This window comes from Paenibacillus pabuli NBRC 13638 (assembly GCF_001514495.1).
GTDB lineage: Bacteria > Bacillota > Bacilli > Paenibacillales > Paenibacillaceae > Paenibacillus > Paenibacillus pabuli.
This window is the reverse complement of sequence record NZ_BCNM01000027.1, coordinates 42826-65494: the sequence shown is the minus strand read 5'-3', so window position 1 is coordinate 65494 and position 22669 is coordinate 42826. Positions and strand designations below refer to the sequence as shown.

22 protein-coding genes are annotated in these 22669 nt (G+C 48.0%); 9 read left to right on the top strand and 13 right to left on the bottom strand.

All coding sequences use genetic code 11. The features are described from left to right. The first annotated feature begins 203 nt into the window (after positions 1-203). From PPA03S_RS27950 to PPA03S_RS27940, 3 genes are all read left to right on the top strand, one after another. Positions 204-1196 (top strand): multicopper oxidase domain-containing protein, encoded by a 993-nt coding sequence (locus PPA03S_RS27950; protein WP_068964274.1) that lies wholly within the window; start codon positions 204-206, stop codon positions 1194-1196. Between the two features lie 49 nt (positions 1197-1245). Next, complete coding sequence (locus PPA03S_RS27945) at positions 1246-1932, top strand: Crp/Fnr family transcriptional regulator (protein WP_062328541.1); 687 nt, start codon at positions 1246-1248, stop codon at positions 1930-1932. A 115-nt stretch (positions 1933-2047) separates the two neighbouring features. Continuing rightward, positions 2048-2473: a YlbF/YmcA family competence regulator gene (locus PPA03S_RS27940; protein WP_062328538.1), complete on the top strand. Its 426-nt coding sequence runs from the start codon at positions 2048-2050 to the stop codon at positions 2471-2473. A gap of 135 nt (positions 2474-2608) precedes the next feature. Here the strand turns inward: PPA03S_RS27940 and PPA03S_RS27935 are convergent, their stop codons facing one another. Both PPA03S_RS27935 and PPA03S_RS27930 read right to left on the bottom strand, forming a co-directional pair. Further along, positions 2609-3334 carry a ZIP family metal transporter gene (locus tag PPA03S_RS27935; protein WP_062328535.1) on the bottom strand — a complete coding sequence of 242 codons (726 nt, stop codon included), beginning with the start codon at positions 3332-3334 and terminating at the stop codon, positions 2609-2611. 138 nt (positions 3335-3472) lie between these two features. Further along, positions 3473-4201 (bottom strand): YwiC-like family protein, encoded by a 729-nt coding sequence (locus PPA03S_RS27930; RefSeq protein ID WP_281189092.1) that lies wholly within the window; start codon positions 4199-4201, stop codon positions 3473-3475. A 74-nt stretch (positions 4202-4275) separates the two neighbouring features. Between PPA03S_RS27930 and PPA03S_RS27925 the strand changes: the two genes are divergently transcribed. Then, positions 4276-4977, top strand: a complete 702-nt coding sequence (locus PPA03S_RS27925; protein WP_062328529.1) for a Crp/Fnr family transcriptional regulator — start codon at positions 4276-4278, stop codon at positions 4975-4977. A 159-nt stretch (positions 4978-5136) separates the two neighbouring features. On the opposite strand, the gene PPA03S_RS27920 is transcribed toward PPA03S_RS27925, so the two are convergent. The 6 genes from PPA03S_RS27920 to moaA all read right to left on the bottom strand — a co-directional run bounded on the left by PPA03S_RS27920 (position 5137) and on the right by moaA (position 14328). After that, positions 5137-6651 (bottom strand): nitrate/nitrite transporter, encoded by a 1515-nt coding sequence (locus PPA03S_RS27920; RefSeq protein ID WP_062328525.1) that lies wholly within the window; start codon positions 6649-6651, stop codon positions 5137-5139. Continuing rightward, positions 6652-7377, bottom strand: coding sequence for a respiratory nitrate reductase subunit gamma (narI, locus tag PPA03S_RS27915; protein ID WP_082704338.1), 726 nt, complete (start codon positions 7375-7377; stop codon positions 6652-6654). Further along, complete coding sequence (gene narJ, locus PPA03S_RS27910; protein WP_062328522.1) at positions 7374-8066, bottom strand: nitrate reductase molybdenum cofactor assembly chaperone; 693 nt, start codon at positions 8064-8066, stop codon at positions 7374-7376. Before narJ ends, narI begins: the two co-directional genes overlap by 4 nt. After that, the gene (narH, locus tag PPA03S_RS27905; RefSeq protein WP_062328519.1) at positions 8051-9520 is read right to left on the bottom strand and encodes a nitrate reductase subunit beta; all 1470 of its coding nucleotides are present in this window, start codon (positions 9518-9520) and stop codon (positions 8051-8053) included. The genes narJ and narH overlap by 16 nt, the downstream gene beginning before the upstream one ends. After that, positions 9510-13265 carry a nitrate reductase subunit alpha gene (locus PPA03S_RS27900; protein WP_062328507.1) on the bottom strand — a complete coding sequence of 1252 codons (3756 nt, stop codon included), beginning with the start codon at positions 13263-13265 and terminating at the stop codon, positions 9510-9512. Before PPA03S_RS27900 ends, narH begins: the two co-directional genes overlap by 11 nt. Positions 13266-13326: 61 nt before the next feature. Continuing rightward, positions 13327-14328 carry a GTP 3',8-cyclase MoaA gene (gene moaA / locus PPA03S_RS27895; RefSeq protein ID WP_062328504.1) on the bottom strand — a complete coding sequence of 334 codons (1002 nt, stop codon included), beginning with the start codon at positions 14326-14328 and terminating at the stop codon, positions 13327-13329. 320 nt (positions 14329-14648) lie between these two features. Here moaA and PPA03S_RS27890 point away from each other — a divergent pair, with 320 nt between their 5' ends. The 5 genes from PPA03S_RS27890 to PPA03S_RS27870 are packed head-to-tail and all read left to right on the top strand — an operon-like array spanning position 14649 to position 17436. Then, on the top strand, positions 14649-14882 hold the full coding sequence (locus PPA03S_RS27890; protein WP_062328501.1) for a DUF2249 domain-containing protein: 234 nt from the start codon (positions 14649-14651) through the stop codon (positions 14880-14882). A 17-nt stretch (positions 14883-14899) separates the two neighbouring features. Continuing rightward, positions 14900-15274, top strand: coding sequence for a hypothetical protein (locus PPA03S_RS27885; protein ID WP_062328498.1), 375 nt, complete (start codon positions 14900-14902; stop codon positions 15272-15274). Further along, complete coding sequence (locus tag PPA03S_RS27880) at positions 15261-15866, top strand: DUF2249 domain-containing protein (protein ID WP_062328495.1); 606 nt, start codon at positions 15261-15263, stop codon at positions 15864-15866. Before PPA03S_RS27885 ends, PPA03S_RS27880 begins: the two co-directional genes overlap by 14 nt. Then, entirely contained in the window at positions 15853-17112 is a 1260-nt protein-coding gene (locus PPA03S_RS27875; protein WP_245683751.1) for a hypothetical protein, read from the top strand. The genes PPA03S_RS27880 and PPA03S_RS27875 overlap by 14 nt, the downstream gene beginning before the upstream one ends. A 24-nt stretch (positions 17113-17136) precedes the next feature. After that, a complete protein-coding gene (locus PPA03S_RS27870; RefSeq protein ID WP_062328489.1) occupies positions 17137-17436 on the top strand; it encodes a metal-sulfur cluster assembly factor in 300 nt (99 codons plus the stop codon). A gap of 112 nt (positions 17437-17548) precedes the next feature. Here PPA03S_RS27870 and PPA03S_RS27865 read toward each other — a convergent pair whose 3' ends face one another. From PPA03S_RS27865 to PPA03S_RS27845, 5 genes are all read right to left on the bottom strand, one after another. Next, a complete protein-coding gene (locus PPA03S_RS27865) occupies positions 17549-17890 on the bottom strand; it encodes a cupin domain-containing protein (protein ID WP_062328486.1) in 342 nt (113 codons plus the stop codon). Positions 17891-18025: 135 nt separating this feature from the next. Next, the gene (locus PPA03S_RS27860; RefSeq protein WP_062328483.1) at positions 18026-19984 is read right to left on the bottom strand and encodes an FtsX-like permease family protein; all 1959 of its coding nucleotides are present in this window, start codon (positions 19982-19984) and stop codon (positions 18026-18028) included. Further along, on the bottom strand, positions 19959-20723 hold the full coding sequence (locus PPA03S_RS27855; RefSeq protein ID WP_411835387.1) for an ABC transporter ATP-binding protein: 765 nt from the start codon (positions 20721-20723) through the stop codon (positions 19959-19961). Before PPA03S_RS27855 ends, PPA03S_RS27860 begins: the two co-directional genes overlap by 26 nt. Positions 20724-20920: 197 nt before the next feature. Continuing rightward, on the bottom strand, positions 20921-21910 hold the full coding sequence (locus PPA03S_RS27850; protein ID WP_062328477.1) for a sensor histidine kinase: 990 nt from the start codon (positions 21908-21910) through the stop codon (positions 20921-20923). Next, positions 21907-22620, bottom strand: coding sequence for a response regulator transcription factor (locus PPA03S_RS27845; RefSeq protein ID WP_062328474.1), 714 nt, complete (start codon positions 22618-22620; stop codon positions 21907-21909). The genes PPA03S_RS27850 and PPA03S_RS27845 overlap by 4 nt, the downstream gene beginning before the upstream one ends. Positions 22621-22669 lie beyond the last annotated feature (49 nt).

The window sequence follows — 22669 nt, the reverse complement described above, 5'->3', positions numbered from 1 at the left end:
GCTGACGCTGTTGTAATTTCAACATCTCCCAGAGAAGCGTTGCACTCCAAACATCCAATATGCACTAGGTTGCCATCGTTCCAACAAAGCAAGTGTGTTGCGCATCACACCTGCTCTCGCTTTCATATCGTATCCTATATCTAAAAGAAGCCATTCCAGCTCTCTTTTTGTGAAATATATCACTTGGATAAGGTTGTGTTCTCATGTTCTCCGGGTTGAATTTATCCAAACTGTCTTTAGTGCTTACCCTACTCACCGCCGTGCTCTCTCATTGCAGTTCTTCCGAATCGATCAATCCTGTTCAGCACAGTGAAGTGTCCACAGCGTCAATTAGTCATCCACCCGTTGATCCGATCATTCGCAGAGAAGGTTCTAAGGTGTACATTGAGATGACCGCCCAGGTCACCGATATCGAAATCTCTGCAGGAGTGATCTACAATGCATGGACTTTTAACGGCACGGCTCCTGGACCGGTCCTGCGTGTTACGGAGGGAGATACCCTCATTTTCACCTTGAAAAATAAAGATACCCGTATGCACCATTCCATGGATTTTCATGCCGTACATGCCTCACCAAGCAGTAAGTTTGTGGACGTTATGCCAGGCGAAAAAGGTACATTCACTTATGACACCTCATCACCCGGCGTATTTATGTATCATTGCGGCACCAAACCGGTTCTTGCTCATATCGCCAACGGGATGTATGGCATGATTATTGTCGAACCCAAGGCCGGATATCCTTCCGATCAGCTGATTGATCGTGAATATACACTCGTGCAGAGTGAATGGTACAAAGAGCATGACTACGAGGCCTTTTTGAACGGGGAACCGGATTATGTCGTGTTTAACGGCAATGATTATGGGCTGAAGGAGTCGCCCTTGCTGGCCAAGGTCGGGGATATCGTTCGAATATATGTGAGCAATGCCGGACCCAATGAGGTCTCCTCCTTCCATGTGGTGGGTACGATAATGGACCGTGTGTATATCGATGGAAATCCCCGAAATATTCAATATGGAATGCAGACCGTTATGCTGCCCGCAAGCGGAGGAGCCGTCGTTGAATTCACCGTGACCGAGGAAGGCGATTATCCGATTGTAACCCATCAATTCAACCATGTTGCCAAAGGGGCTTCGGCTGTGCTCCGTGTGACCAAGGATGGCCTGGATCATGGCGGCGGGCCAGCGATGTCGCACTGAAACATGGCAACGATTATAACCCATACTGAATCATTCGAGGTGATCAACGATGATCTGTGCGCACGAAGCGATGGATGCCTGTTTCTCCAAAGTATCTCTGTTTCAACATCTTGGCCCAGAAGCATCTGTCCTGTTAACCTCACTCCTGCACTCCCGCAAGTATGATAGAGGAGAGTATGTCGTCCAGGAGGGCGAACACTCGGACACGCTGTACGTAGTTCATCAGGGATGTGTGAAGTTATCTAAATACAATGAGAATGGTAAGGAGCATATTATCCGTTTTCTGTTCCCCGGGGATTTCTTCGGACAAGATTCGTTGTTACACCAGAAACCACATACCGCGAACGCCGAAGTTCTGGAGCCCTCGGCCATCTGCTCGATCAGCAAACATGATTTTGACCCGTTGCTCGAACAAGATCCGAAGCTTGCTTATCATTTCCTGCTGGCCATTTCCGACCTTCTCAGTGAAACAGATGAATGGAACAGTTCCCTGAGTGCGATGACCACGGAGCAGAAGGTAGCCAAGCTGCTTATGTATTTCCACACCCGAAATCATGCAAGGCATAAGATCCGTTTGCCTGTTTTCAAGAAAGATATGGCCCTGCTGCTTGGAATCACACCCGAAACACTGAGCCGCAAACTGGCTGTCATGCAGAATCAGGGGCTGCTTCAGGTTACAGGAAACTGTATTCTTATTCTTCAGCTGGATCAGCTCCAAAAGATGATTTCGTGCTGAAAAGAGTTGTCTCACCCTCACATGTTATATATTTAACAATCAATGTGAGTATCATCACAGTGAACCTTAGCCTGACAGTATAAAGTTAAGAAAAGAACCTCGGGAGGTATACCATATGAATACAGTTGTTAAATTGGACAAACAGATTATCATGCATAAAATGCAGGAGTTATGCTCATTGTTGTTACAGGATGAAGGCTACAAGGAAATGCGGGACATGATTGATCAGTTTGCCGCAGATGAACAGGCCACTGCTCAGTATGAGCGTTTTATGGAGAAACATCAGGCACTCGAAGAAAAAGAACGGCAAAACATTGAATTGCTCGCATCCGAAATCCAGGTGTATGAAGAGGAAGAACGTGCGCTGTATGATCATCCCCTCATTCGTAGATTCATCTATGCACAGCGTGAGTTCAGCCAATTGCATCAGCAGATCAGCAACTATTTTACGAAATCCGTGGAGTTAAACCGTCTGCCGGAGACCAAGGAAATGGGTAAAGAAGCCTGCGGTTGCGGTGGGAGCTGTTCCAGTAATCATTAATCTTCTGTATACATATTAACAAACCAAAAGAGTATCCATGCTTCAGAAACCTTTCTGCGCAGATACTCTTTCGTAGGATCAGGCTAGCCAGAATATTCTGGCTGGCCTTTTTGTCGTCTACATTCAACAGGTCATTCAGATATCCAGCAACAGTGATACAAGCAACCCCATGGATGCAATTAACCCCACAACAGGTCCGCCCTCCTCGAAGGCCTCTGGCATCATGGTTGAGCAGATCATGGCAATGATTCCGCCCCCTGCAAATGCACCAATAGCCGCCCCCATCTCCTTGGGAAGCTGCTCCAGGAACAGATATCCACCCAGTGCCGCAAACGCGGAGATCAGCAGCACACTGAGCCACATCAACATGATTTTTGCTCGACTATATTGGCTGCCCTGCAGTCCGACCGTACTGGACAACCCTTCGGGAATATTGCTGACAAAGATAGATACCACCAGCACCACACTGACACCGTTACCGGCCAGCAAGCTAGCGCCAAGCATAATGGATTCCGGTATGGCATCCATTACAGTGCCGGCGAAGATTCCAAGCCCGCTTTGATTCGTGCCTTCTTTCCTCCCCGAACGCTTGCGTCCCGCCCCTCCCTTTGCAGAAATGAGCAGATCGAACAGGGTATACACGACGGCACCTGCCGTAAAACCAATGGCTGTAGGTATCATCCCTCCATCATTCAGCGCATCTCCAAGAAGTTCAAAGGTAGCAGCACCAATTAATGTTCCTGTCCCAAACGCCATAATCCAGCCAATAATTCGTCTGGGTATCTTCAGGAACAGCGCTGCCAGTGCACCTATGACAACCGCTGAGGCAGAGATGCCGCCCCACATGAATGCAGTCCACATCCGGGCCGACCCCTCTCTTGTTTAATAATGTTCTATCATTCCATTAACCCCGGCTGATCCATCAAAAACAATCCTGTGGCGTTGTGATCTATATCACCTGTTATGTTCAAAAATCACGCTATGATGAAATGATGTGGATTACAATAGAATAGACCAGAGCAGGAACTGCACCGCTCCAATAATTTCGATTATCCCGACCTTCATAGGGCGCATTGTTCTTCCTGAATATAAGAAGGCGCGTGTAGCGGAATAGATATACGCCAAGGCCATCCATGGATACCCGATAACGATCGGTATAAGAAGTAGAAGGATATGTACCAACCGAGTTAACATCAGCCAGCGCTTATTGGTTCGTTCCCGAAAGACCGATTTCACAAAGAACGTACTTCCTGTAAAATGTAAAAAGGAAAACAAAACAACGATGGCCATCCGGGAGTCCCATTGCCCGCCCCCAATGAGATAAGCAGCCGCTCCCCCTAGAGAGAACATCAGCATGGCACACAGATCATTGGTAAGCGATCGTTCTGCTTTGTGTTTTACATGCCAGATGTTTACAATCAACAATCCGCACAAAACCGGGCCGAAGAATAACAGCGAGGACTGACCCAGAATCGGTGGAATAAGACAGATCAAAGCCACTGAACCGTAGATGGCAGCCCATCTGTACAAACGCTGGCGATTAGCATTTCTTTTTAGTGACTGCAGCAAGGGATACGCGGTTAGATATAGTCCAAGCCAGGCTATAAATAAGGGCACATGCAGCCACTGCGGCCCACTTGCAACCACACCTACCAGAAAAGGTACACTAACCATGGCCCAGCCGCCATGTTCATGAGGAATCACAATTGCATGGGTATTGGTTTTCACTTCACAATTAACCTCCTTCATTTAAATGATGCCAAAATACAGAACGATACATGACACAGAGAGGATGAATTCGCATGAACCGGGTAAACAAAGATACAGCAGCAGAATTTCTCCAACAGTTCCCCATCTTTCAAGACCTTAGCCAAGACGAATTGAAACAGGTTGAAGATATCGCCATTTCTCGAAGCATTCACAAGAAAACGGTCATTTTCAGTGAAGGTAGCGAAAAAGAAGCTGTCTTTTTTATTCGTACCGGCATTGTAAAAGCTTATAAAACCGATGAAAACGGACATGAACAGATCGTCTCTTTCCTCAAAACAGGAGATATGTTCCCACACACCGGCTTTTTTAACTCTCATCCCTACCCGGCTACCGCCGAGGCGATTACCCCTACCGAACTACTGGCCATCCCTGTCAGACTTTTCGAACGACTAATGCTGAGCACACCATCGATTGCCATCAAAATCATGCGTGTTCTGGGAGACAAAATACGAGAATTGCAAGATAAATTGCAGGTCCTCTCGGGTCAGGATGTACGCAATCGGGTACTTTCCTTCCTTTTAATGCTCGCAGAACAGCACGGACGGAGGGATGGAGACCAAATTATCATTAACTTGCCCATGACACATCAGGAGTTCGCCAATTCCATCGGAACAACAAGGGAAACAGCGAATCGGTTACTAAATCAACTGACGAAGGATAATCTGCTCGAAGTAGACCGCAGCCGGATTATCATTCATGATTTGCAAGGGTTGAAGCAACAAAGAGATACATGATCCCAGATCATCACCCCCGATTCTCTCCTTTACTGTACTGCACGCGGGCCATTGTAGAGTTGCGCACCAAGCCTTGCACCAATACGTATGTGCAAAAAGACCTTAACCTCTGTACTTGATGTTAAGGTCCCTTGCTGTATGCACATTCACCAAAAATCGTTATCTGGCTATCGAGAGATTCGGCTTGCCCATGTCACTGAACATGCCTGCATAATATTTTATTTCGCCGGCTTCGTTACGGATCGCGGTAATACTCAGCCATTCCTTATAGATCTCTCCGTTTTTCTTCCGGTTCCAAATCTCACCCTGCCAGTATCCTTTTTCACATAATTCCAGCCATAATTGGTCATAGAAGCGTTTATCCTGCTTGCCTGATTTCAGCAGACTTGGCTTCTGTCCAACCGCCTCTTCAGCAGTATAACCGGTGACCGCCGTAAAGGCCGGGTTCACGGAACGAATTACACTGTTCGTATCTGTGATCAGAATTGCTTCAATGGTATTCTCCAGTATGCTTGCAGAGAGCTGAAGCTTCTCCTGATAGAACATCCAGATCACAAGGACCAGACTGACTAACGCGATCTGGGACAAAGCCATGAAACCAATGGCATAATGTCCTGTCATGCTGTACAACAAAGTCAGCATCAACGGCGGAAAGAATCCGCCCAGACCCCCCATGGCCGAGATCATTCCGTTTGCGATACCTGCTTGTTTAACGAAATACATCGGCACTAGTTTGAAAATGGTACCGTTGCCTGTACCTGCACACAGTGCCACAGTCAGACACCCAATCGTATAGATATAGAACGATGGTGCAAAAGATAACACGATTGCAGCGATCGTTAACCCGCCAAATACAAACATTAAAATTTTGAACGGATTAAATCGATCTCCCAGCCAGCCGCCAACAGGCCGCATGATGGTAGCCACGAGAATGAATCCTGCGGTACGAATACCCGCATCGACTTTGTCCATCTGAAAGTTGGTGACCAGGAAGTTCGGTAAGTATACCGTGAAGGCGACGAACGAACCGAAGGTCAGGAAATAAAACAAACAGAGCAGCCATAGTTTGTTATTACTTGATACAGCTTTCAACTGCTGCATAAGAGGAGCATTCACCCGGATTTCTTTTTTGTCCCCCAAGGCAAAGTTCAGCGCAGCCATTCCGAGTAACAGAATGCTATACAGCAGAACGGTCGCGGACCATCCCATACGATCCGCGATCAGCGGTGCTCCGAATGCCGACAATGCCGTCCCCAGATTACCAATGCCGTAAATTCCATTAACGAAGCCATGGCGCTCCTTGGGATAATATTTGGGTAGTGAAGTTACACCAACCGAGAAGACAGCTCCCCCAATACCTAGGAACAATCCACCAATGACCAGATCATTGAATGATGTCGCACGGCTAACCCACCATACAGGCGCGAGCAGCAATACAAAGCTGATCATGAAAATGTTGCGTGCTCCGTATCGATTCGTCCAATAGCCAATGGGAATACGAGCAATCGATCCAATCAATACAGGAATAGCTGTCGCCCATGCAAGCTGGGATGATGTGAGAGCAATATCCTCTTTTATAAATGGCATCAGGGAGGACAGGATCACCCATACCATGAAACCAAGAATCAGACTTGCCGTTTGCAAGGGCAGCTGAACCTTACCTTTTTGTTGCATTTACATCGCCCTTTCCTTTTTTTGTTCCTGATCCGGATACACAGCTCCATCTCTTCTGCGATACAGCACATAACTGCGTTTCAGATAGCCCAGCGGCATGCTTAACATGTGAACGAGACGCGTAAATGGAAATACACAGTACAGCGCAAATGTAAGCAGGATGTGTACTTTGAAGTTCATCGGTACCGTCTGCATCAGAACCGGATCAGGCTGGAATACGATTAGACCGCGCAACCACGGATTAATTGTTGTCCGATAGTCGAAACCAGTGTGATTCACTGCATTGGCAGAGGTCGCCAGAATACCGGTTACAATGACAATGATCAACATGGCAAGTGCCAGCCAGTCCCCGATGCTGCTCGTTGCCCGCACTCTGCGAGCAACATACCGGCGTACCAGCAGAATAACTGCACCTGCAAAAGCAATAATCCCTGCAGGCAGCCCTCCTGCGATAGCCATCAAGTGATAACCTTCGTCACTAAGCCCAATCCAGCGATAGAACTCCACCGGAACAAGCAAACCCGCGATATGTCCACAGATGACAGCGAATATGCCGATGTGGAAAAGCAGACTTCCCCATCTCAGCATACGTTTCTCCAGCATCTCACTGGACTTGGACGTCCAACTAAAGGGATTCGTCACATATCTCCAGATGGTCGCTGTAACACAGAACACAATGACCATGTACGGGAGAGCTCCCCATAATAACAATTCCAGTGTACTCACCGATTGCCCCTCCTCATCTGTGCTGCAATCTGGTTAAGATCTTCAGGCTGTTGGTTCCCGGCTTCCGCTTGCTCCGGTACGTCAGGGGCAGCAGGCTCAGGTATGACCTGTAACATGAGGCTGAGCAATGGTCCGTAGGGGCTGCTCTGTCCTGTAATGCTCTCTGTCATCGAAACCAAAGCCTTGTGACAGCTGGAGAGCACGCCCATAGCAGCTTCCTCTGGAGCCTCGGCTACAAATTCAAGCACCATCGGCAGATAATCCGGTAATTCACTTACTTCCATATAAAATCCCGCCGCTTCATATCTGCGTTTCAATTCAATCAAAGCAGGGCCACGATCCCGTTCATCTCCATGAAGGGCATACGTGAGATAGAGGTTCGACTTTTTATCAAAATCGAATGTGCGAACATAAGAGTCCTGCCATTGAATCGAGTTAACGGTCAATGCTTCATCTACAAATGTCAACAGGATCTGATTCAGCGTTGTATCCGAAATGGATTGGACCGCCTCCTTAACCCCTTGCAGACCTTCTCTCCACTCTGTATCGGGATATTGCAACAGGTAGGAGATCAGTTTACAGACCATTCTTCTCGTATCCGTATCGTAAACCAGAGACTGACCTGTTCCTTCATTCGTATCCATCGTCATCGTTGTCGTTGTCTCCTCTCCCATCAGAATACCCCGCAAGAACCTGGACCACCTGCAAAATCAAGTCCGCAGCTGCCCTGTTCGCTGAAGAGATCTTCCACTTCCTCACGGTGAGCCGGCGGAATCACAAAACGGTCATTGTATTTTGCAATAGCAAGCAGCCGGTACATATCCTCCACTTCCTGTGCATCCATGCCCACTCTGTCCAGCAATGCCGATTCGCTGGTCTTTCCAGTCTGCTGGTTACGCATATGGATACGCATAACTGCCATTTTTCGCAGCACTTCACGGATTCGCCCCGCATCTCCAGCCGTCAGCAGATTGGCCAGATATTCCACCGGAATACGCATATTATCAATCGCCGGGAAAATATCGTTGGCCTCCAGGGAACTCCCCTGTCCCTCCACACGATTGGTAATTGGGCTAAGCGGCGGAATGTACCAGACCATGGGCATGGTGCGGTATTCAGGGTGAAGCGGAAGCGCAATTTTCCAGTCGATAACCATTTTATAAATGGGCGACTGCTGTGCTGCAATAATCCAATCCTCCGGAATGCCTGCCTCGCGAGCTTCGCGAACCACCTCAGGGTCATTCGGATCAAGGAAAATATCCATCTGGGATTCATAGAGGTCCTGGTCATTTTCAACCGATGCTGCGGCTTCCACACGGTCTGCATCATAGAGCATCAGACCGATATAACGGATACGCCCCACACAGGTTTCGGAACAGATCGTTGGCAACCCTGCTTCAATCCGTGGGAAACACAATGTACATTTCTCGGCTTTGTTCGTCTGCCAGTTGAAGTAGACTTTTTTGTACGGGCAGCTCGACACACAGAATCTCCATGCACGGCATGCATTTTGGTCGACCAGCACGATCCCGTCTTCTTCCCGTTTGTACATCGCTCCAGATGGACAGGAAGATACACAGGCCGGGTTAAGACAGTGTTCACAGATCCGTGGCAGGTACATCATGAATACCTGTTCAAAATCCATTTTGATCGATTCCTCGACACCCTTCATGTTGGGATCTTCCATCCCGGTTACATGAGCACCTGCCAGATCATCCTCCCAGTTCGGCCCCCACTCCAAATTCATATATTCACCGGTAATCTGGGATTTGGGTCTGGCTACAGGCTGATGTTTTTTCTCCGGACTGTTCGTCAGTTTCTCATACTCGTAGGTCCATGGCTCGTAATAATCATCAATGGTTGGCTGGTCCGGGTTATGGAAAATGTTGAGCAGACGTCTTGCACGCGTACCTGATTTCAGCTCAAGCTTGCCGTTCTTCATCTCCCAGCCACCGCGATAACGTTCCTGGTCCTCCCATTGTTTCGGATAACCCACGCCTGGCTTGGTCTCTACATTGTTCCAGTACATGTATTCTGCACCTGGACGGTTCGTCCAGGTGTTTTTGCATGTAACACTACATGTATGGCATCCTATACATTTGTCCAGATTCATGACCATACTGACTTGGGCTTTAATCTTCAAGCCAATCCACCTCCTGCAGTTTTCTTATGATGACGTTCAGATCACGCTGGTTGCCTGTCGGGCCATAATAGTTGAAACCATAACTTAACTGAGCATAACCGCCGATCATGTGGGTTGGCTTCACATGAATACGTGTTGGACTGTTATGTGTACCCCCACGTGTCTGTGATATTTTCGTACCCGGAACGTTAATATGACGGTCTTGGGCGTGATACATAAATGCCATGCCACGAGGAATACGGTGCGTTACTACAGCTCTGGCAACCACAACTCCGTTACGGTTGAAGCATTCAATCCAATCATTATCAACGAGCCCGGCTTCTTCAGCGTCTTCGTGGTTCATCCAAATGGTCGGGCCACCCCGGAACAGGGTCAGCATTGGCAGTGCATCATAGTACATACTGTGGATTGACCACTTGTTATGCGGTGTCAGGTAGTTCAGAACAATTTCTTTGCCACCTTCGATCGGACGTTTGCTCTTGGGATGGAACGGTGTGTGCTTCAGCACAGGTTTAAATGTCGCGAGTGTCTCTCCGAATTCCCGGAGCATCGCATGATCGATGTAGAACTGCTGTCTGCCCGTCAACGTACGCCATGGAATCAGACGCTCCACGTTCGTCGTAAATGGTGAATATCGACGTCCGCCTTTTTCAGATCCACTGAATGCAGGTGAGGTAATGACCGTTTTGGGCTTGGAGGTGATCTCGTCAAACGTAAAACATTCCTCTGACCGTTCTTCAGCCAAATCTTTCAGATGCAGGGCGGTTTTCTGTTCAAGCGCTTCCCATGCACGCACAGCCATCTTGCCATTCGTTGTTGAGGACAAGGTCAGGATGGCCTCCGCTACATTACGATCTGTGCTCAGATCAGGACAACCTTGCCCAACCCCTTCTTTGCGGTTCACACCGAGAATGCCTTTGAGCTTCTCATACTCTTCACTGGCTGACCAGGATATGCCCTTCGTACCCATCGGTTTATCCTTCACGACAGGTCCCAGGCTGATCATCTTGTTATACACGGCAGCATAATCTCGTTCCACTACCTGAATATGCGGCATCGTTTTACCAGGAATCGCTTCACATTCCCCAGCGCTCCAGTCTTTGATCTCTCCATACGGCTGAGCAAGCTCATCCGGTGTATCATGCAGGAGCGGAGTCGCAATGATCTCTTTCTGGGGCCCATCAAACTGCTGTGCAGCCATATCCGAGAACACTCGCGCAATTTCCTTGAAGGTATCCCAGTCCGAACGGGATTCCCACTGCGCGGCTACAGCCGGGTTGAATGGATGAACAAACGGGTGCATATCCGTACTGCTCAGATCGCTTTTTTCATACCAGGTCGCTGCGGGCAGCACAATATCGGAATACATCGCTGTACCTGCCATACGGAAATCCATGTTAACCATCAGATCAAGCTTGCCTTCCGGTGCTTCATCCACCCATTCCACATGCTCAGGGCGGAGTCCATGATCGTCATCGTTCAGGAGTCCGTTCGTTGCACCGAGCAGATGCTTGAGGAAATATTCATGCCCTTTGCCCGAACTTGAGATCAGATTCGCTCTCCAGACAAACAGTACACGCGGGAAGTTTGCTGGATCATCCGGTTGCTCGATCGAAAATTTCAGGTTTTTGTTCTGCAATTCGGAAGCCACATAAGCACCAATTTCATCCTTCGTCGTGGCTCCCGCTTGCAGTGCATCCTGATGCAGATCAATCGAGTTGCGATTGAATTGCGGATAGGAAGGAAGCCAGCCCATACGTGCAGCCATGACATTATAATCAGCCACGTGCTGGAACCGGGGTTCACCCTCAAGCGCTGAGGTCAGCTCGCCTACCTGAGTCTCTTCGTACCTCCACTGATCCGTGGCAAAGTAGAAGAAAGATGTTCCGTTCTGCAAACGTGCAGGCCCGGTCCAGTCACGCGCAAACGCAATTGTCTGCCAACCTTCAGCCGGACGCAGCTTCTCCTGACCGACATAGTGGGCCCAGCCGCCGCCGTTCACACCCTGACAGCCTGTTATCAGAATCAGATTGATAATGGCGCGATAGATAACATCGGAGTTGTACCAGTGGTTAATGCCGGCTCCCATGATAATCATCGAACGACCTTTGGTATCCATGGCATTCTGTGCAAACTCGCGTGCGATCTGAACAACGGTTTCTTGGTCCACTCCGGTAATTTTCTCTTGCCATGCTGGAGTAAACGGTTTGTCATGCTGGCCTTGCAACATGTCATTTCGACTGTTATTCGTACGTACACTCAACGATTCTGCACCAGTTACAAGTTCTGCTGAATCGGCAGAACGGGTCATTTCACGTTCAATTCCGTACTTGGCAAGCACCAGATCATATACCGTTGTGACCGTAATCCACTTGTCTCCGACCTGAATTTGACGTACAGGAATCTGCCGCTGCATGATATGTTTTCCCTCATCATCGAAGTATGGCAGTTGAATCGTTACAAGATCATGGTGGACCCCGAGCATCGATAGTCTAGGATCAATCGGCTCACCGTTTTCCACCTGTTCCATTTTGAGATTCCATGTGCCTTCTTCACCCCAACGGAAACCCAAACTTCCTTTGGGCATTGCATAAGTCCCACTGTTTTCATCGTATACGAGTGTTTTCCATGCCATGTTATTGCCTGTGACGCCAAGGTCTTCCCCTACAAGGAATCTGCCCGCTGTGTATACGCCGTCCTTTTCTTCCACCATCAGCAGGTTTGGAAAGTCTGTATACTGTTTGGCATATTGCATGAAATAGTCCGTAGGCTTCTCAATATAAAATTCTTTCAGGATCACATGGCCCATCGCCATCGCCAGAGCGCCATCCGTTCCTTGTTTTACCGACATCCACGTATCCGCGAATTTCACATACTCCGCATAGTCCGGACTGATTGACACCACTTTCGTTCCCCGATAACGTGCTTCGGCCAGGAAGTGGGCATCCGGTGTCCGGGTCATTGGCAGATTGGAGCCCCAGACGAGGATGTATCCCGAGTTGTACCAGTCACTGCTCTCCGGTACATCCGTCTGATCCCCCCAGATCTGAGGTGAGGCCGGAGGGAGATCGGCATACCAGTCGTAGAAACTGAGCAAAGGTGATCCCATTAGGGATAAGAACCGTGATCCTGCTGCGTAACTGACCATCGACATGGCCGGAATCGGCGAGAAACCAATAATTCGATCCGGTCCGTATTCTTTAATCGTATGGATCAGAGAAGCTGCGATAATCTGGGTAACTTCTCCCCAGGAAGCACGAATCAGTCCCCCTTTGCCGCGTACGGATTTGTATCTTTTTACTTTGACAGGATCATCCGCAATGCTGGACCAAGCCTGAACCGGATCACCATGCGTTTGAAGTGCATCACGCCACAGATCCAGCAGTGCACCACGTACATAAGGATGTTTGACACGCAGCGGACTGTATAGATACCACGAAAAGCTCGCTCCACGCGGACATCCACGCGGCTCAAATTCCGGCATATCCGGCCCGGTTGAAGGGTAATCCGTCGCCTGCGTTTCCCAGGTCACAATGCCATCCTTCACATAAATCTGCCAGCTGCATGATCCTGTGCAATTGACTCCGTGCGTGGAACGTACCACTTTGTCATGCTGCCAGCGGCGACGATAGACATCTTCCCAATCCCGGTTAACCGGAGACATTTCGCTCCAGCCCTCCGCACTTTTTTCACGTTTGGCAAAATATTTGAGTTTGCCCATCCAAGGCATGCTTTTGCTGCTCATCGTTGTCCTCCCACAAATATGACCTGTTGATGCGAGTGTGAATCTTGAACATCTGTTGTTGCTATCCTCCGATTTGCGACATATGTCGCAGTGTTGGCGTGCCGTCGATCTGTTGCCCGTTTAAGGCTTTTAGCATGTCATGTGTTTCGGGTTTGGCTCCGAGCGCCTTGTAAAATAAATCCTGCACCGCCTTGTCATTACCTACAAGTGGTCGAACATTGAACTCATCTGACCAATAAAGACACGGCTTGATATTTCCGTCTGCCGTCAGCCTGAGCCGATTGCAGGTTCCACAGAAATGACTGCTCACCGGATGGATCAATCCAAAGGTTCCAGCCGCTCCCACAATGCGGTAGCTATCTGCGGGACCATTGCCATAAACTTCACCACAGCTTTCGTAGTCCCATAATGCTCCACAGGTTTCAAGCACATGTTCGAGTGGCATGTAACTTGATCTCCAGCCTTCCCCACTTTCACCTATGGGCATGTACTCTATAAAGCGAATATGAATGGGTTCATCCCGGGTCATACGCAGAAAATCAGCCACCTCATCGTCGTTTACGCCTTTCATCAGCACCACATTCAGTTTGATCGGATGAAATCCGGCTTTTTGGCTGGCCTTGATGCCTTCCAGCACACGTTGCACTTTACCACCTCGTGTAATACTTGCGAATCGTTCAGGCTTTAATGAGTCCAGGCTAATGTTCACCCGGGTAAGGCCCGCGGCTTTCAACAGATCCGCATAAGCTGCCAAATATATGCCATTCGTCGTCAATGCGATGTCTTCAATCCCTGGAATATCGGATAACATCGCAACCAATTGATCCAGCCCCTTCCGAACCAGAGGCTCTCCCCCGGTCAAACGTAATTTCCGTATGCCCAGTGGAGCAAGTGCCTGGACGATGGACGTAATTTCTTCATAGGAGAGAATGCGCTCAGTCGGCTCAAACTGCATTCCTTCTTCGGGCATGCAGTACACACAGCGGAGATTACAACGGTCCGTAACCGAGATTCGCAGATAATCATGTACTCTTCCGAACGGGTCCATTAACTTTGATTCCATACACGTACCTCCCTTACTCTAGGGTGCTGTCCTAACATCGGCTGAGGGAGGCAACCCTCCATCCTCTCATCCAGTGTCATCTTGACGCTAAATATAAGGATGACTTGATCTTCTAACTGTGCAAAAAATCACATGAAGTGAAACAAAGGTTACATTTACATTAGGGTATACCCTGAATTTTCCTTCCCCAGCGTGAACGGATTGAAATAAGGCAAAATTATGGCAAAAAGAAATGTGTGAGCAGGCTCACACAGACCCCTTTTCACGTTTTCTATAATCAAATTGCAACACCACACTATCCCTATTTGGAGGAATGACACATGAACACATACGCAGCAACCATTAATGCCACGGAGTATCCACCGCATTTGAAACATAAAGTTATTTTCGAAACGTTTGATCAGCTGCAGCCCCAAGAAGCGATGCTTCTCATTAATGATCACGATCCCAAACCGCTCCGGTTCCAGTTCCAATCTACACATCCCGAAGGTTTTAACTGGGAGTATATTGAACAGGGGCCTACAACGTTCCAGGTTAAAATCAGCAAATTATAGATTGGAGCTGAGCCGCTATGGCGCACGTTGAGATTATGGATGACACCAAACTTCGCATCACCCTGCGGCTGGAAGATGCCGCAGCCATGATTCAAATGGCACAGCGCGAGCAGGTGGACTATGCGCAAGAGATCATCACTATTTACGAGAAAATGCCTGTGTTCGAATATACTCATTTCTGTTTTTATGCCTATGACAGTGCAAGACTTTTTGAGCGTATGCTTGGAATGGACCCCAAGGCCTATCTGTCCTTCTCCCTCGATGCGCCAGAGTCATTCTTCTATACGCTGTACGGTGGCATGGCCGCCCTGTATGAATCATCTCTCAAGTTGGTTCAACAGGCTGATGCAGCTGATACAGGATCGGATGTGGGCGCATATGTCTCCAACTGACATTCATATTGTTGAGCTGGATGTACGTTCACATCTGAATAAAAAGCTGGATCCGTTTCAGCTAATTATGGATACGGTCAAAGGACTCAAGCCTTCCGATGTGTTCGTACTGCATGCGCCATTTAAACCGAAGCCCCTGCTCGGTATTCTCAAAATGAAAGGGTACTCCAGCACATCGGAACGAATGGGATCAGATCACTGGGTAACCACTTTTGTGCACAAAAAAAATAAAACCGGTGCAAAGGCATTATCTGCAATGGTTTTATCTGGATCAGAAGCTAATTCGGAACCCGATTCAGACGATGAATCAGATTCCTGCAAGGGGCATCCGAAGGAGCAAGCCGGCGCAATTGAAAACAACGAATCTCCTCAGATTCCAACCGTTGTACTGGACAACCGCGGATTGGAACCGCCGCAGCCGATGATGCGAACACTTGCCGCACTGGAGCGCTGCAAGCAAGGAGAAGTCGTGCTGATTCACAATGACCGTGTGCCCGTATTTTTGATTGAAGAGCTCAATAATCTGGGTTGTCTCTACACGGTGGAGGATCAGCCGGATGGGACAGCCAAAGTGAGAATTGAAAAAGGGTAAGGAGGCGAAAGCCATGTCCAGGCTGCCGTTTCTTTTTATCATCACGGGCATCTTTGGATTTGTAATGTATCACGCATTCTCCCTGCTCTCGCTCACAGGCTGGCTTGGTGATGAACTGCGAGGACCTGAAGGCTGGTTTCATGCTCATCTGTTTGTGCTCGGGTGGGCAACGATGCTGGCCATGGGTGCCGTTTATCAGCTGATACATGTCATTTTACAGTCCAATATCTATAGTCTGTTTCTCGGCTATTGTCATTACTTCTTGTTCACGATTGGAATTACGGGTATGTTATACGGCTTCATTCGGGCAGAGGTCAGCTGGATTGCTGGTTCTGCCGCACTTGCACTATGTGGCCTATTGTTCTTCGGCTGGAACATGGCCGTTACCCTCTTCCGAGCTTCACAATGGAACCCCGTGACGATTAGTGCTGCCTGCGCCTGTCTATATCTGGTGTTAACCGGACTGTCCGGGTTGTTGATGGGGCTTGATTTTGCTTTTGGTGAGTGGCGTGGTCTGCATGAACGTTTATTCGGGGCACATATCTGGATGGGAACACTCGGCTGGTTCGGTATGTTAATTACCGGATTCAGTTACAAGATGCTGCCGATGTTCTACCTGTCCCACGATTTTTCGAACCGGTTGCAGAAGGTCGTCTTGATGTTATGGAATGCGGCTGTACTTACAGGTGTTGTCGCATTTCTGACAGGTATGAAGGATGGCTTGCTCTGGTTCGCGCTCTTGCTTCTAACCGCAGCACTTCTCTTCTATGTGTACCACCTGGAGCAAATCCAGGAAAAGCAGCATAAAAGTAATCCGGGGCCAGGCATTCGCTGGTCGGTGTATGTAAGTCGCGCCTTTGCCGCATATGCTGTTGCCCTGCTGATCTATTCTGCCCAAGGTACGGAACTGCTGTTGCATCCGCGCGTTGTTCTTCTTTCCGGGTGGGTATATCTCGGGGGATGGGTGTCACTCACCATACTGGGTTACGCCTCCAAAATCGTACCCTTTCTATGGTGGACCCATAAGTATGGCAAGATGGCTGGCAGACCTGGAACACCGCTGATGGCTGGAATGCTGAGCGAAAAAAAGGTGAAGTGGGGGCTGCTCGCCATGGTCACAGCAAGCTTGCTGCTTGTCAGTGGCATTTTAATTAATTTGGCAGAGGTCATGATGGTCGGAGGAACGATGTTGTCGCTTATCTCAATCGCTTATATAGCCAATATTGCATTGGTGTTCAAACGTTAATAGATGGAATGGAGCGTGAAAAGGATGGAACAAACAACTCATTTGCTAGAATGCCTGAAGGAAGTATATGACCCGGAACTGGGTGTTAATATCGTTGATCTGGGTTTGGTCTATGAAGTCAAGGAAGAGCCAGAACGTGTACAGGTGCGAATGACGTTGACGACACCCGGATGTCCGCTGCACGACACCATTGTAGGTGCGGTGAAGTGGGTATTGCAGGAGAATACAAATAAAACCGATATTGAAGTTCAAGTGGTATGGGAGCCACAGTGGTCTCCACAACTGATGTCGAAAGAAGCCAAGGAAATGCTCGGATATTTCTAAGCAGGAATGGCTGTAACTCGGATGGAGGAACAGGATGCCAAGCTGCTTACTAGAAAACGTACTTAAGCTCTGAGGATCTCAGGCCCAAGTACGCTTTTTATTGTTTTGTTACTTAGATGTCCTTCGCGTACGAAGCTTCTGGCACCTTATTTAACACAACGAACAAACGAACCTCCTGATCCCCCGTATTATGGAATGCGAACTCCGTCTCCCCGCCGCAATGAATTACATCCTCTTGTTTCACCCCTTGTTCTTTTCCATCCAGAATAAGTGTGCCTGCACCTTCGACCACTAGCAAAATAACATCTGTGCCTGGATGTTTATGCGTCGGAAGCTGTTGCCCTGGCAGAAAATGAAGTACAAAGGTAACTCCACCCCCCTCTTGAAATAAAACCCGTTTGGTAAAACGGTCCGGGCTAAACTCCTTAACATCTTGCAATGATTTAATACTCATGATTGTTTTCCTCCTTCTATTAACCTTGGGATGGATTCATCATAACGCACAAACGCCCGGATCTCCTTGATCTAAATCAAGGATTCCAGGCTATGTTTCATGATCGGTCCCTTTCCAGCGTAACCAGACTCCGGATTAAACCATCATTTTGCGCAATGAAGAGATATATCTCGAACGAATCACGAAGAAATAAAACGTCTGTGCAAGCAGAAATGCACCAAATACGGTTAATACCGGAACGGTGTAATTGGTAATACCGAATTCAGTCAGAAACGGCTTAACGACAACGAGTGTTTCAATAATTGAGATCAGGATTGGGAAGAAAAAGAGTACCGCGATCTGAATTGTGGATGATCTTTTCATTTCCTGAAAACTGAGACCCATTTTGGACAAGGAATGTACCATTTTCCCATCAGCCTCCAAGTCCGTGTGCAGCCTGAAATACAGAAAGCTGGCGGAAGAGATTGAAAAAATCAATCCAATGAAAACGCCCAAAAAGGTAAAGAGCGCTGTCCCCTGTCTGTATCTCTCAAAATCTCCGTATCGCGTGCTCAGATATCCAGAGTATTTATCATTTGAAGGGTTATCGTTTTGGATTGAATCCACGGACGAAAGCAATTGATCGCTAACCATGGCTTCCGAAGATTGCCGATCAGGCACAGCATGGCCCCAAGCCGGAATCTGATACAAATATTTCCCCGATATATAATTTTCTTTGACCTCATGTGTTATTGCTTCGTACTTTTCATCCGGAACCACGACAACGCCTGTCGCATAGATCAGGTTTGCGAACCTGGGCTCTATGCCCGTAGCCGTAACCTTTGCTTGTACTGGACCTGTGTTCAGAATTAACGTCAACGTGTCTCCTTTTGCATAATTCCGAAACCTGTTTCGTTTAATCTGGTCCGGATCCTTATCATTACGGGAATCCACGAAAATCACTGATTCTGCATCCAAGTGGTACTCCTTTTTTCCTTGGATTGCATTGAATCGATTGTAATGACTTAGCGGCATGACTGACACAGCACTCTGATCCGCATCGGCCCAGAAATATTCCAGGTAAACTTGCTGATAATCCAAGCCTGCGGCTTCAAGGCTCGAATCTATTGATGTCAGATCCAGACGATCCAATGGCTCGTATACATTGTATTGGATTGGAAAATCATTATTTGTAAACTGTTCCCGGTTCTGCTGATCCAGAGACAAAATCACAACTGCACTCATGGAAGCAATGGCAATGACAACCGTCACCATAAACAGCATTCTGGCGTTGTCTTTGATTTTGTAACTCATTTCCGAAATCCACAACAATCGCGTTCCGTGCCAAACTCGTTTGCGATTACGCTTCAGGAGCCGAATGGCAAGAACGGAGAGTTGGGAGTAAAAGAAATAGGTTCCCGCAATACCTGTTACTGCCGCAATCAATATGGTCCCGCCATTCAGCTCACTGCGCAGTGCAACGAAGCCCGCTGTAAGAAATGCCAATCCCAAGAGTGAGAAGAACCATGAAGCTTTGGGCTCCTTTTTCGGTTTACTGGTACCTGTCAAGAGCTCCAATGCCCGCTTGTTCCCGATCAAAAAAAGTGTGAAGAGCGAAATACAGAAAAACAGCAGCAAAAAGGCGCCTACCGTAATCAGAATCGCTTTGAGCGGAAAATAAAAGGGCAGGTCATCCATCCCGATAAAACGAGTGGTTAACATCAGAAACAACTTTGACAACAACATGCCTCCGCCTATGCCGGCAATAATGGACAGGCTGCCGATCAACATGTTTTCCATAACGACCAGTTTCCGAATCTGTCCAGGTTCAGCACCAAGTATGGTCAGAATGCCAAATTCCTTGTTTCGTGACTTAAGAAAAGCACTGATGGAATACATAACAAAGAAAAATGCAAATACATACACGATAACCGAAGCTACCTGCATACCTGTAGCGGTTGTTGCACCCATCGGTAATTCTTTCACATATGGATGATAGGTAAACATCGCGTAAGCGAAGAAAATCATCACCATGAATACACTACTGAGAAAAAAAGCAATATACGCTCGCCCATTCCGGCGAATGTTGTTAAACGCGAACTGAGGAAAGCTCATGCGAATTCCCTCCCCAGAACGATAAGGTATCAATAATACGTTGAAAGAATGTCTGACGATTATCTCCCCGGTGTACTTCAGCGGCCAGCTTGCCATCCTTGATAAACACAATCCGATGACAATAACTTGCAGCGAGCGGATCATGGGTGACCAGCATAATGGTCGTTTTCTCCTGCTGATTGATCTGTTCGAGCGACTCCATTACCGCTTGCGATGATGTTGAATCCAGCGCACCTGTCGGTTCGTCGGCTAATACAATCGATGGCATATTAATCATGGCTCTGGCTATGGCCGTACGCTGCCGTTGTCCGCCCGAGATTTCGTAAACGCGTTTATCCAGAATATGATCGATTCCAAGTTGAGCGGTGATTCGATGAAGTCTGCTCTCCATCTCTTTGAGCTTAACCTTGTCCAGCGTCAATGGCAGTACTATATTTTCAGCAACGGTCAGGGTGTCGAGCAGATTGAAATCCTGAAATACAAACCCGAGTTCCCGGCGTCGGAACATGGCCAGTTGTTTCTTTTTCATCTCAAACGGATTCATGCCGTTAATCAGCACCTTGCCCGAACTTGGCTCATCAATGGTCGACACCATATTGAGCAGAGTCGTTTTCCCGCTGCCCGATGGTCCCATAATCCCAACAAATTCACCTTGCTTAATAGTCAGATGAATATCACTAAGGGCTTGTGTCTGAACTTTGCCCTGATACACTTTGTTTAGTGCTGAAACTTGTAACATTTCCACAGGTGTTTCCCCTCCTATTGAACAATCTTTGTTTACATATCCTTATCCTAAACGACCTACCACAACCCTGCTATCGATTTACCTTAAACTTTCCTTACACGGCGTTTAAGGTTATGTTCCCCTTCCATTAGTCATCCCCTGTCCATCCATGGAAAATGGAAAAAGACACCCCGCCCATGGGCAAAGTGCCTTTATTTTCGATTCATCCAGCTGAATCGGACCCGTGTTCCTTCATCCGGTTTGGAGAATAACTCAATCTGGTTACCCAAACGCGAACTGACCTCCCGGACCAGATACAGTCCCATGCCGGTAGATTCGTGATACTGCCTCCCCCGTTCTCCAGTGAAATATGGATTAAACACACGATGAATATCTTCTGCCGATATGCCAATCCCCTGATCCTGAATATCCAATATAATTCGTCCTTCTTTCATGTAGGCGGTAATGATAACTTTTTTGCCTGCTTTGCTATCGGAGTAATTGACGGCATTGGTCAAAATCTGGGTAAACATGAACCGCAACCATTTGGAATCACTGTATATGTGAAAATCATCTTCCATCTGGATCGCCGGGGTAATGCCCTTACGTATAAACAAACGCCGATTCTCCGCAATGCTGCTGCGAACGATCTCGGATAATGACAGACGCTCGACTCGGAAATCCCCTTCGAACTGCTCCAGCCGGGAAGAATGCAGCACCATCTCAAGTCCTTTACGCAGCTTATCTAGTTCGTCCTGAATACTGGCAGCTGTCTTATCCTCCACATCTTCAAGTGTTAATTGAATAATGGAAAGCGGGGTCTTCATCTGGTGGACCCAACGGTTCATGAATACAACCTGCTGTTCCTTACGGGTATGCAACTGGCCGATCTCGTTCTGACGATTACGCTCCAGTTCGTGCATCCATTGTTGGATCGCTTCCGCTACAGGAGTGGTACCTAGGGATTGAAATGGCTCCTCTACCAGGAGATGCGGCTGCTGGAGCGCTTGATAATAATGACGCATCTGAACATAACGTACGACGAGATACACAACCAATACTACAGAACTCAGCAGCATGCCATAGAGAACAATTTTCAACGGCCGCTCTTCCCCGGAAAGCCAATATACGCAAGGAACCATGACCATCTGCAGTACATAGAATCCGAATAAAGGGAGATGGTCTCTCAGAAATAGCTTCATTCCCGGCCCTCCTGAGAAGATGATTCCAGATCCAGCAAGCGATAGCCCGCTCCCCGAACGGTTTCCAACATCTCTTCAGCACCCAGATCCTTCAACTTGCGGCGAACACGTGTAATATACACATTCAACGTATTATCATCAATAAAATGCTGATCTTCCCACATGAGTTCAAGCAACCGCTCCCGGCCAACAACCCGACCTGCCTTGCCCATCAGCGCTTCGACCAAAACGGATTCCTTCTGTGTGAGCTCCACGGATCGGCCATCGTACTCCAGCACATATCTTTCGGGATATAACAGCATGGCTCCATTCTTCAGTTTCAATTCTTGTTGTACAGCTGCATACATCCCATATGCCCTGCGCAGCTGACTGCGAACTTTAGCCAGAACAACCTCATATTGAAAAGGTTTTGTAATATAATCGTCCGCCCCGTGCTCCAGCGCCATGACCTGATCCATACCGCTGTCACGAGCCGAAATAAACAGAATGGGACAGATGGAATGTGTACGGATCTGTCTGCACCAATAATATCCATCGAACTGGGGCAAATTCACATCCATGAGCACCAGATCCGGTCCAAATTCCACGAATTCCTCCAATACATGTCGGAAATCAGTTACAGTCTGCACCTGAAAACCATTTCGGATCAGATATGCCTCCAGCAACCCTGCGAGTTTGGCATCATCTTCAACCAGCAATATCGATTGCATTGTCAACCCTCTTTCCGTTCTGTAAACATGGCTTCACATCTAGTTTACC

What these genes read in the sequence shown, in the direction of transcription:
- moaA (WP_062328504.1), bottom strand. Translation starts at nt 14,328, where the DNA reads ATGGAATCAAAGTTAATGGACCCGTTCGGAAGAGTACATGATTATCTG.
- PPA03S_RS27870 (WP_062328489.1), top strand. Translation starts at nt 17,137, where the DNA reads ATGGAACAAACAACTCATTTGCTAGAATGCCTGAAGGAAGTATATGAC.
- PPA03S_RS27890 (WP_062328501.1), top strand. Translation starts at nt 14,649, where the DNA reads ATGAACACATACGCAGCAACCATTAATGCCACGGAGTATCCACCGCAT.
- PPA03S_RS27865 (WP_062328486.1), bottom strand. Translation starts at nt 17,890, where the DNA reads ATGAGTATTAAATCATTGCAAGATGTTAAGGAGTTTAGCCCGGACCGT.
- PPA03S_RS27855 (WP_411835387.1), bottom strand. Translation starts at nt 20,723, where the DNA reads ATGTTACAAGTTTCAGCACTAAACAAAGTGTATCAGGGCAAAGTTCAG.
- PPA03S_RS27845 (WP_062328474.1), bottom strand. Translation starts at nt 22,620, where the DNA reads ATGCAATCGATATTGCTGGTTGAAGATGATGCCAAACTCGCAGGGTTG.
- PPA03S_RS27880 (WP_062328495.1), top strand. Translation starts at nt 15,261, where the DNA reads ATGTCTCCAACTGACATTCATATTGTTGAGCTGGATGTACGTTCACAT.
- PPA03S_RS27940 (WP_062328538.1), top strand. Translation starts at nt 2,048, where the DNA reads ATGAATACAGTTGTTAAATTGGACAAACAGATTATCATGCATAAAATG.
- PPA03S_RS27850 (WP_062328477.1), bottom strand. Translation starts at nt 21,910, where the DNA reads ATGAAGCTATTTCTGAGAGACCATCTCCCTTTATTCGGATTCTATGTA.
- PPA03S_RS27925 (WP_062328529.1), top strand. Translation starts at nt 4,276, where the DNA reads ATGAACCGGGTAAACAAAGATACAGCAGCAGAATTTCTCCAACAGTTC.
- PPA03S_RS27935 (WP_062328535.1), bottom strand. Translation starts at nt 3,334, where the DNA reads ATGTGGACTGCATTCATGTGGGGCGGCATCTCTGCCTCAGCGGTTGTC.
- PPA03S_RS27920 (WP_062328525.1), bottom strand. Translation starts at nt 6,651, where the DNA reads ATGCAACAAAAAGGTAAGGTTCAGCTGCCCTTGCAAACGGCAAGTCTG.
- PPA03S_RS27945 (WP_062328541.1), top strand. Translation starts at nt 1,246, where the DNA reads ATGATCTGTGCGCACGAAGCGATGGATGCCTGTTTCTCCAAAGTATCT.
- PPA03S_RS27860 (WP_062328483.1), bottom strand. Translation starts at nt 19,984, where the DNA reads ATGAGCTTTCCTCAGTTCGCGTTTAACAACATTCGCCGGAATGGGCGA.
- PPA03S_RS27950 (WP_068964274.1), top strand. Translation starts at nt 204, where the DNA reads ATGTTCTCCGGGTTGAATTTATCCAAACTGTCTTTAGTGCTTACCCTA.
- PPA03S_RS27885 (WP_062328498.1), top strand. Translation starts at nt 14,900, where the DNA reads ATGGCGCACGTTGAGATTATGGATGACACCAAACTTCGCATCACCCTG.
- PPA03S_RS27900 (WP_062328507.1), bottom strand. Translation starts at nt 13,265, where the DNA reads ATGAGCAGCAAAAGCATGCCTTGGATGGGCAAACTCAAATATTTTGCC.